Origin of the sequence: Actinomadura sp. NPDC000600 (assembly GCF_040492135.1) — a bacterium.
In the GTDB taxonomy this organism is placed as follows: domain Bacteria; phylum Actinomycetota; class Actinomycetes; order Streptosporangiales; family Streptosporangiaceae; genus Spirillospora.
In genome coordinates this window covers 223,362-230,303 of record NZ_JBEUPD010000013.1, presented here as the reverse complement: position 1 = coordinate 230,303, position 6,942 = coordinate 223,362, and the positions used below count along the sequence as shown (strand labels likewise).

The following is a 6,942-nucleotide window of genomic DNA, read 5'->3' as shown; positions in this document are numbered from 1 at the left end:
TGGTCTTCTTGGTCGTTGATCCATCTACCGGAGACCTCACTCATCTCCAGACACGACATGCCGACCTGGGACAAGACTTCCTAAACACGGCCTAGTCGAGGGGAAGGCCGGTGTAGTTCTCCGCCAGCGAGGTCATGGCGGCCTCCGAGGAGACAACGTAGTCCAGGTGGGAGCGCTGGAGCCGGCGCTCGAAGGCGGTCGCGGCCGGGTCGGCGTGCAGCAGCGTGGTCATCCAGTACGAGAAGTGCTCGGCCCGCCACACCCGCCGCAGGCACGCGTCGGAGTAGCCGTCCAGCAGCGCGTGCGATCCCGAGGCGTACCGGTCGGCGAACGCCCGCGCCAGGACGGTCACGTCCGACACCGCCAGGTTGAGTCCCTTCGCCCCGGTCGGCGGGACGATGTGGCCCGCGTCCCCGGCGAGGAACAGCCGGTCGTGCCGCAGCGGTTCGGCCACGAAGCTGCGCATCGGCGTGATCGACTTGTCGGTGACCGGGCCCTCGCGCAGCCTCCAGCCGTCGTCCGTCGCGAACCGCGCCGCCAGCTCGTCCCAGATCCGGGCGTCGGGCCACGCGGCGATGTCCTCGTCCGGCGGCACCTGGAGGTAGAGGCGGCTGACGTGCGGCGAGCGCAGGCTGTGCAGCGCGAACCCGCGGTCGTGGTTGGCGTAGATCAGCTCGTCGGTGGAGGGCGGGACGTCGGCGAGGATCCCGAGCCAGGCGAAGGGGTAGTCGCGCTCGAACGTCCGCAGCCCCGGGACCGCCGGCCGGCTGACGCCGTGGAACCCGTCGCAGCCGGCGATGTAGTCGCAGTCGAGCGTGCGGGTCCGCCCGCCGCTGCGGAAGGTCACACTCGGCGCCGAGGCGTCCAGGGCGACGACCTCCGCCTCGAAACGCACGTCGCCGCCGTCGGCCAGCCGCCGGGCGACCAGGTCCTTGACGATCTCGGTCTGCGCGTAGACGGTCACGGTCCGGCCGGTGAGCCCGGTCAGCGGGATCCGGTGCCCCGCGCCGCCGAACCGCAGCTCCAGCCCGTGGTGGACGAGGCCCTCGCGGTCGAGCCGCTCCCCCGCGCCGCTCTCGCGCAGCACGTCGGTCGTGCCCTGCTCCAGCATCCCGGCCCGCTGCCGATGCTCCACGTAGTCGCGGTCGCGCCTCTCCAGGACGACCGAGTCGATCCCCTGGAGGTGGAGCAGGTGCGACAGCAGCAGTCCCGCCGGGCCTCCGCCGATGATCGCGACCTGGGTACGCATCGATCCTCCTCGTGTGGGTCCGCCCGCATGTTCGCGGACGTCACCGCAGGTTCAGGCGCCGGAATTCCGCTCAGCGGAAAAGCTTTCCGAGTGTCCGCTCCAGTGCGCGGCCACGTCCCGGGACAGGGCGCGGACCGCGGTGGTCAGCGGCGGCAGCAGCCGCCGCAGGTCGGCGCTGCGGGTGCTCGACACCAGCGACATCGCCGCGACCACCTCGCCCGCGCCGTCCCGCACGGGGGCGCCGACCGACGACGCGCCGAGCGTCATCTCGTCGCGGGTCACCGCGTAGCCGGAGCGGCGGACCTGCTCGACGCAGCGCCGAAGCTCGGCCGGGTCGGTGATGGAGCGCGCCGCGTACCGGGGCAGCTCACCGGCCAGGACCTCCTCCCGGACCGCCGGCGGCGCGAACGCCAGCAGCACCTTCCCGACGCCGGTGGTGTGCAGCGGCAGCGTCGCGCCGACCTGGGTCACGACCGGCACCGACCGCGTCCCGCGCAGCCGCTCCACGATCAGCACCCGCGCGTCGCGGAGCACGCCGAGCTGGACGTTGTCGTGGGTGGCCTCGTACAGGTCCTCCATGTGCGGGAGGGCCAGCTCCCGCAGGCCGGTGACCGCCGGGGCCTGGCTGCCGATGCGCCACAGCCGGGTGCCGATGCGGTACGTGCCGTCCGGGACCCGCTCCAGGAACCCGCCGCCGACCAGCTCCCCGACGAGCCGGTGGCCGGTCGCCAGCGGGAGGCCGGCGCGGCGGCAGATCTCGCTCAGGTTGAGGCGGACGCCACCCTGCGCGAAGGCGTTGAGGATGGCCATCACCTTGCCCGCCACGCTGACCGGCCGCGCGCGTTCCGCGCTGTCGTCTCCCACGTGGCCCCTCCGCCCGGGCTCACGCCCGTCACCGGTCTTCGCTGAGCACCCGCTGGGCTACGGCGAACGCCGAGTTCGCGGCGGGCACTCCACAATAGATCGCCGTCTGCAGGAGCACCTCCCCGATCTCGTCGGGGGTCAGGCCGTTGCGGAGCGCGGCGCGCACGTGCATGGCCAGCTCGTCCAGGTGGCCGCCCGCGACCATGGCGGTCAGCGTGATGCAGCTGCGGGTCCTGCGGTCCAGGCCGGGGCGGCTCCACACCTCGCCCCACGCGTAGCGGGTGATCAGGTCCTGGAAGTCGGCGGTGAAGGCGTCCTTGCGGGCCTCGGCGCGGTCGACGTGGGCGTCGCCGAGCACCTCGCGCCGCGTCCTCATGCCCCGCTCGTGCCGCTCCCCGTCGGACAGGCGCTCGCTCATCGGCGGGATCCCTTCCAAGTGCGGTCCAGGTGCGCGGTGATCGCCTCGGTGACCTCGGCCGGGCGCTCGGCGTTCGCCAGGTGCCCGGCGCCCTCGACCACCGTCAGGACGGCGCCGGGGATGCCGGCGGCGAGCCGGTCGGCGTGGCCGCGCGGCGGGGTCGGGCCGTCCTGCGCGCCGGCGACCACCAGGGTCGGCGCGCGGATCTCGCCGAGGCGCGCGGTCGCGTCGAACGCGGCCAGGGCGTCGCAGCAGCCCGCGTAGCCCTCGGCGCCGGTCGCGCGCAGCATCGCCGCGTAGGGCTCCGCGCCGGTGAAGGACGGCGTGAACCAGCGTCCCGGCGCCGTGTCGGCGACCGGGCCGACGCCCTCGCGGCGCACGAGCGCGGCGCGCTCGTGCCAGGCGGCCGGGTCGCCGAAGCGCGGGGAGGTGCAGCACAGGACCAGGCTCGCTACGCGGTCCGGGGCGCGCAGCGCGAGGGCCGTCCCGACCGCGCCGCCGAGCGAGACCCCGGCGTAGGCGGCCCGGTCGACGCCGAGGCCGTCCAGCAGCGCGGCGACCCCGTCGGCGAGGTCCTCGACGGTGAACGGGCCGCCGGGCGGGGGCGCGCCGCCGTGGCCGGGGAGGTCGTAGCGCAGCACGCGCCAGCCGCGGGTCAGCGCGGGCATCTGCGGCAGCCACAGGTCCGTGGTGGTGCCGAGGGCCGGGCCGAGGACGACGACGGGCGCGCCGTCCGGCCCGTCGAGGCGGTACTGGGGTACGGCGGTCATGTGCGGCTCCTGCGGTACGCGTCGAGGGCCCGGCCGACGAGGACGGCCGCGGCGCCGGTCCCGGGGTCGTCGCCGAGGACGTCCAGGAGGTCGTCGAGGTCGGCGCGCATCCGCTCGGCGGACACCTCCAGGCCCTCCAGCAGCTCGGCGGCCGTCTCGGCGGCGCCGCCCGTCAGCCGCAGGCACTCGCGCAGCGGCTGCCACTCGGCGTGCCACTCCCCCGCGGGCCGCTCGTGCGGCGCGGCCTGCGCGGCGAGGACCACCTGGACCTGGGCCGGGACCTGCAGGGCGGCGGACCGGACCAGCGCCGACAGCGCCGGGTTGCGCTTGTGCGGCATCGACGACGAGCCGCCCCTTCCCGCCCCCGCCGCCTCGGCGGCCTCGCCGACCTCGCTCTGCGCCAGCAGCCAGACGTCGGTGGCGATCTTGCCGAGGGCGCCGGCGGCCACCGCCAGCGCCGCCGCGAGCCCGGCGACCGGCGTCCGGCGGGTGTGCCACGGCAGGACGGGGCAGGCCAGCTCCGTCTCCCGCGCGTAGGCGGCGACGAGGTCGAGCGCCCGGTCGCCGAAGGCGTCCAGGGTCCCCGCCGGGCCGCCGAGTTGGACGGGCAGCGGCACCGCGGCGAGGCCCTCCCGGGCCTCCAGGCAGCCCATCAGCCAGCCCGCCGCCTTGGCGCCGAACGTCGTCGGCAGCGCCTGCCGGCCGAGCGTGCGGGCCGGCATGGGGGTGTCGCGGTACCGCGCCGCGAGCCCGGCCAGCGCGTCCAGTGCCCGGTCGAGGTGGGCGAGGACGACGCGCCTGGCGCGGGCCGCGACGAGCATGGCGCCGGTGTCGGCGATGTCCTGGCTGGTGGCGCCCTTGTGCACGTGCTCGCCCGCGGGACCCGCGAGCGCGCGCAGGTCGGCGACCAGCGGCACGACTGGGTTGCCGGAGCCGCGCGCCCGGCGGGCGATGCCGGGCAGGTCGAACCGGTCCGCGTCGGCGGCGGCGGTGATCGCCTCCGCGGCGGGGCCGGGGACGAGACCGAGCCGGGCCTGCGCGCGGGCGAGCGCCGCCTCCGCGTCGAGCATGGCCGTCAGGTAGGCGAGGTCGCTGGTGGCGGCCTCGGCCTCCGTCCCCGCCCGGACGGGCGACAGCAGCCCCGCGTCCGGCGCCGGGCGGCGGCCCTCCGCGGAGCCGTGCGCGCCGGGCGGCGGCACGTCCTCGTCAGAAGGCAAGGAACACCGTCTCCCGGTCGCCCTGGAGGCGGACGTCGAACCGGTACTCCCGCTCGCCCTCGCGTTCGGCGACCAGCGTGGCGCGCCGCTCCTCCGGGACGGCGCCGAGCAGCGGGTCGCTCGCGCGGGCGGCCTCGTCCTCGGGGAAGTACAGCCGGGTGAAGACCGGCTTGAGCAGGCCGCGGGCGAAGACCAGCACGGCGATGTAGGGGGCGCCGCCGCCCACCGCGCCGGGCTTGACGGTGCTGAACCAGTAGCCCCCGGCCGCGTCGGTGCCGCACCGGCCGAAGCCGGAGAAGCCGTGCCCCTCGCGCACGATGCCGCCGGGGCGCCGCGCGATCTCGCCGTTCTCGTCTGCCTGCCAGATCTCCAGCAGCGCGTCCGGCACCGGCTGCCCCGCGCCGTCCAGGACGCGCCCGCGCACCCGGATCGCGTCGGGACGCCACGGCGGGACCACCTGCGGGCCCGCCTCGTACGGCAGCGCGTACCCGAAGAAGGGGCCGACCGTCTGCGACGGCGTCATGGCCGAGGGCGGGAGGGAGGGCGTGCTCATCAGGCCTCCGTCGGGGTGTCGCCGAGGACGATGTCCCACTGGTAGCCGAGGGCCCACTCCGGTGTGGTGGTGTCCAGGTCGAACCGCGAGACCAGCTTCCGCCGGTCCCGCTCGTCGGGGATCGACTGGAAGATCGGGTCGTGGGCGAACAGCGGGTCGCCGGGGAAGTACATCTGGGTGACCAGCCGCTGGGTGAACGCCGTGCCGAACACCGAGAAGTGGATGTGGGCGGGCCGCCACGCGTTGTGGTGGTTGCCCCACGGGTAGGCGCCCGGCTTGATCGTGACGAACCGGTAGCGGCCGTCGTCGTCGGTGAGGCAGCGTCCGGCGCCGGTGAAGTTGGGGTCGAGCGGCGCCGGGTGGACGTCGCCGAGGTGGTTGTACCGCCCCGCCGCGTTGGCCTGCCATACCTCCACGAGGGCGCCGCGTACCGGGCGGCCCGCGCCGTCGAGGACGCGGCCGGCCACGACGATCCGCTCGCCGAGCGGCTCGCCCGCGTGCTGGACGGTGAGGTCGTGGTCCCGCCGCCCGAGTTCCTGGTGGCCGAAGACCGGGGAGGCCAGCTCGACGCTGTCCGGGCCGAGCTTCGGCATGACCAGGTCCTGCGAGGGGGCGCGGAGCACGGTGCTCTTGTACCCCGGGTACAGGTACGGCGGGTGCGTCATGCCCTCATCCCTTCTGCTCAGCCTTCCCCATTCCCACTCCGCGGGGGGACGTCGCACCATCCCCGCGGTCTCCACCCTCGCAGCCGGCCCGGCGCGCACCGTCTCGCGGCTTCCGCCCAGTGGAAGGGCAAGGGCAGGGCTCAGAGGGCTTCGGGCAGACCGAACAGCGGGAACAGGCTCGTGTCGAAGAACACCGAGACGTGCGCGACGCCGTCACCGGTGATGGACAGCACCTGCAGCTGGTAGGCGCTGTGCACGCCGTCGGCGTCGCGCTTGTAGAGGCCGAAGGCGGGCTGCCCGTTCGCGGCGGCGGGGACCATCCGGATGTCGCCGGGGCCGGGGCTGCACTGCGCCCTGATGAGCCGGACGGCGGTCTCGGCGCCGACGAACCACTCGGGGAAGGGCGGCATCTCCCAGATGACGTCCTCCTTGAACAGCTCGATCAGGCCGCCGATGTCGGCGTCCTCGAACGCCTTCGCATAGCGCTCCAGGAGGTCGCGCTGCCCGGGGTCGGTCGGCTCGACCAGCTCGTCGCGCAGGGGCGCGTTCTCCTCCAGCTGCGCCCGCGCCCGCTGGAGCGCGCTGTTGACCGCGGCGGTGGAGGTGTCGAGCAGCTCGGCGACCTCGGCGGCCCGCCACTTCAGGACGTCGCGCAGGATCAGCACGACCCGCTGCTTGGCGGGCAGGTGCTGCAGCGCCGCGACGAACGCCAGCCGGGTGCTCTCGCGCGCGGTGACGATCGTCGCCGGGTCGGCGGCGTCCGCGCCGAGCAGGGCGTCGGGGGCGGGCTCCAGCCACGGCACCTCGTCCGAGGCCACCACGGGCCGCTCGGGCTCCTCGCTCGGCGCCCCGAGCCCGGACGGCATCGGCCGGTGGCCGCGCTGGTCGATCGCGGTCAGGCACACATTGGTGGCGATCCGGTACAGCCAGGTGCGCAGCGACGACCGGCCCTCGAAGCCGTCGTAGGAGCGCCACGCCCGCAGGTAGGTCTCCTGGACGAGGTCCTCGGCGTCGTGGATCGAGCCGAGCATCCGGTAGCAGTGCGCCAGCAGCTCCCGCCGGTAGGGGTCGGCGAGGGCCAGGAAGTCGCGGTCCGTCTCTATGGTGTTCGGCATGGTGGTCGTCACCTCTGCTGGGCGGCATCGCCGTGGCGGCGAGGGCGGCGGGCGCCACCGCCTCCGACCGTAGGCGGGCCCACCGACAGAA

The 6,942-nt window shown here is 75.2% G+C and carries 8 protein-coding genes; all 8 read right to left on the bottom strand.

Features of this window, described 5'->3' with window-relative positions:
• Positions 1-91 precede the first annotated feature (91 nt).
• The 8 genes from ABWI07_RS20960 to ABWI07_RS20925 all read right to left on the bottom strand — a co-directional run bounded on the left by ABWI07_RS20960 (position 92) and on the right by ABWI07_RS20925 (position 6,863).
• The gene (locus ABWI07_RS20960; protein WP_149258613.1) at positions 92-1,249 is read right to left on the bottom strand and encodes a 4-hydroxybenzoate 3-monooxygenase; all 1,158 of its coding nucleotides are present in this window, start codon (positions 1,247-1,249) and stop codon (positions 92-94) included.
• A 51-nt stretch (positions 1,250-1,300) separates the two neighbouring features.
• Positions 1,301-2,113, bottom strand: coding sequence for an IclR family transcriptional regulator (locus tag ABWI07_RS20955; protein ID WP_235036691.1), 813 nt, complete (start codon positions 2,111-2,113; stop codon positions 1,301-1,303).
• A gap of 28 nt (positions 2,114-2,141) precedes the next feature.
• Positions 2,142-2,531, bottom strand: coding sequence for a 4-carboxymuconolactone decarboxylase (pcaC, locus tag ABWI07_RS20950; RefSeq protein ID WP_200841785.1), 390 nt, complete (start codon positions 2,529-2,531; stop codon positions 2,142-2,144).
• The gene (gene pcaD / locus ABWI07_RS20945; protein ID WP_353819545.1) at positions 2,528-3,301 is read right to left on the bottom strand and encodes a 3-oxoadipate enol-lactonase; all 774 of its coding nucleotides are present in this window, start codon (positions 3,299-3,301) and stop codon (positions 2,528-2,530) included. The genes pcaC and pcaD overlap by 4 nt, the downstream gene beginning before the upstream one ends.
• On the bottom strand, positions 3,298-4,518 hold the full coding sequence (pcaB, locus tag ABWI07_RS20940; RefSeq protein ID WP_353819544.1) for a 3-carboxy-cis,cis-muconate cycloisomerase: 1,221 nt from the start codon (positions 4,516-4,518) through the stop codon (positions 3,298-3,300). The genes pcaD and pcaB overlap by 4 nt, the downstream gene beginning before the upstream one ends.
• Entirely contained in the window at positions 4,508-5,071 is a 564-nt protein-coding gene (gene pcaG, locus ABWI07_RS20935) for a protocatechuate 3,4-dioxygenase subunit alpha (protein WP_149258614.1), read from the bottom strand. Before pcaG ends, pcaB begins: the two co-directional genes overlap by 11 nt.
• Positions 5,071-5,796, bottom strand: a complete 726-nt coding sequence (gene pcaH / locus ABWI07_RS20930) for a protocatechuate 3,4-dioxygenase subunit beta (RefSeq protein ID WP_268843219.1) — start codon at positions 5,794-5,796, stop codon at positions 5,071-5,073. The genes pcaG and pcaH overlap by 1 nt, the downstream gene beginning before the upstream one ends.
• Positions 5,797-5,876: 80 nt before the next feature.
• Complete coding sequence (locus ABWI07_RS20925) at positions 5,877-6,863, bottom strand: sigma-70 family RNA polymerase sigma factor (protein WP_200841787.1); 987 nt, start codon at positions 6,861-6,863, stop codon at positions 5,877-5,879.
• Between the last annotated feature and the right edge of the window lie 79 nt (positions 6,864-6,942).